The 2122-nt window shown below is 78.4% G+C and carries 2 protein-coding genes; both read left to right on the top strand.

The features are described 5' to 3' along the window. On the top strand, positions 1–612 hold a 612-nt coding region (locus ACFQ11_RS37610; protein ID WP_378307717.1), incomplete at its 5' end, for a phosphopantetheine-binding protein. A gap of 16 nt (positions 613–628) precedes the next feature. Next, a partial coding sequence (locus ACFQ11_RS37605) for a beta-ketoacyl synthase N-terminal-like domain-containing protein (protein ID WP_378307716.1) occupies positions 629–2122 on the top strand: 1494 nt, incomplete at its 3' end.

Genomic DNA, 2122 nt, shown 5'->3' with positions numbered 1-2122 from the left:
CGCCGCCCCCGGGCGCGGGACGCGGCACCGGCCGCCGAGCCGGACGCGGGCGCCGGCCGCCCGGCCGACCGGCTCGCCGTCCTCTCCCCGGCGGAGCAGCGGGCGTTCCTGCTCGACCTGATCCGCCGGGAGGCCGCCGCGGTGCTCGCGTACCCGTCGGCCGACGCCGTGGACCCGGCGCGCACGTTCGAGGAGCTCGGGTTCGAGTCGCTCACCGCCGTCGAGCTGCGCAACCGGCTGGCGGCCCGGACCGGCCTGCGGCTGCCCGCCACCCTGGTCTACGACCATCCCCGGCCCGCCGACCTCGCCGAGGTCGTCCGCGCCGAGCTGGTGCCCGACCGCGCACCGACCGCGACCGGCCTGCTGGAGGACCTGGACCGGTGGGAGGCCGAACTGGCGACGCTCGACCTCGCGGAGGACGAGCGGGACGCCGTCGCGGAGCGGCTGCGGACGCTTTCGGGCCGGTGGGGCCGCGCCGCCGACGCGGGCGGGAACGGCGGCCCCGGCGACGGGACCGGCGGCGGGTTCGAGGACGGGCTCGACGACGACCTCGGCGCCACCACGGCCGACGAACTCTTCCAGATCATCGAGAACGAGCTGGGCAAGTCCTGAGCTGAGCGGGGACCGAATGAGCAACGAGGGCAAGCTGCTGGACCACCTCAAGCGGGTCACCGCCGACCTCCGCCGGGCGAACCGGCGGGTGCGGACGCTGGAGGAGCGGGCCGCGGAGCCGATCGCGATCGTCGGCACGGCCTGCCGTCTCCCGGGCGGCATCGCCTCCCCGGAGGACCTGTGGCGGACGGTCGCCGGCGGGCGGGACGCGATCGGCCCGTTCCCGGACGGCCGCGGCTGGGACCCCGCCCTGCACGACCCCGACCCGGGCCGGCCGGGCACCGTGTACGCCCGCGCGGGCGGCTTCCTCGACGCCGCGGACGCCTTCGACGCCGCGTTCTTCGGCATCACGCCCCGTGAGGCGCTCGCGATGGACCCGCAGCAGCGGCTGCTGCTGGAGGTGTCCTGGGAGGCGTTCGAGCGGGCCGGGATCGACCCGGCGCCCTTGCGCGGCGGCGACACCGGCGTGTACGTCGGCGTGATGGCGCAGGACTACGGCCCGCGCATGGGCCACGCCGGCCCGGACGTGGCGGGCCACGTCCTGACCGGCACGCTCCCGGCCGTCGCCTCCGGGCGGCTCTCGCACGTCTTCGGCTTCGAGGGCCCCTCGGTGTCGGTGGACACGGCGTGCTCGTCGTCGCTGACCGCGCTGCACCTCGCCGTGCGCGCCCTGCGCGCCGGCGAGTGCGGGCTGGCGCTCGTCGGCGGCGCGACCGTCATGTCCGGCCCGGGGCTGCTCGTCGAGTTCTCCCGGCTGCGGGGGCTGTCGCCGGACGGCCGGTGCAAGGCGTTCTCGGCCGCGGCGGACGGGACCGGACTCGGCGAGGGCGTGGGCGTGCTGCTCGTCGAGCGGCTGGCGGACGCGCGGCGGCGCGGCCACCGCGTCCTGGCCGTCGTCCGCGGCTCGGCGATGGGCTCCGACGGCGCGTCGAACGGGCTGACCGCGCCGAGCGGGCCCGCGCAGCGCGCCGTCATCCGGGGCGCGCTGGCCGACGCCCGGCTCACCGCCGCGGAGGTCGACGCGGTCGAGGCGCACGGGACCGGAACGGAACTGGGCGACCCCATCGAGGCGCGGGCGCTGCTCGCGACCTACGGGCGGACCCGCCCGCCCGGCGCCCCGCTGTGGCTCGGGACGGTCAAGTCCAACATCGGGCACGCCCAGGCCGCCGCCGGAGTCGCCGGTGTGATCAAGATGGTGGAGGCGATGCGGCACGGCGTCCTGCCGCCGACCCTGCACGCCGCCGAGCCGACGCCGCACGTGGACTGGGACTCCGGCGCCGTGGGGCTGCTCACCGAGGCCCGGCCCTGGCCGGACGCGGGCAGGCCCCGCCGCGCGGGCGTGTCGTCCTTCGGCATCAGCGGCACCAACGTGCACGTCGTGCTGGAGCAGGCGCTGGCGGACGCGGAGCCGGCGCGGACCGCACCGGCGGAACCGCCCGCGGCGCTCGCGGGCGGCGCCGCGCTGCCGTGGCCGCTGTCGGCGCGGGGCGACGCCGGGCTGCGCGCCCAG

It is taken from the genome of Actinomadura sediminis (assembly GCF_042675525.1).
GTDB classification, from domain to species: domain Bacteria; phylum Actinomycetota; class Actinomycetes; order Streptosporangiales; family Streptosporangiaceae; genus Spirillospora; species Spirillospora sediminis.
This window is presented reverse-complemented; position numbering and strand designations above follow the sequence as displayed.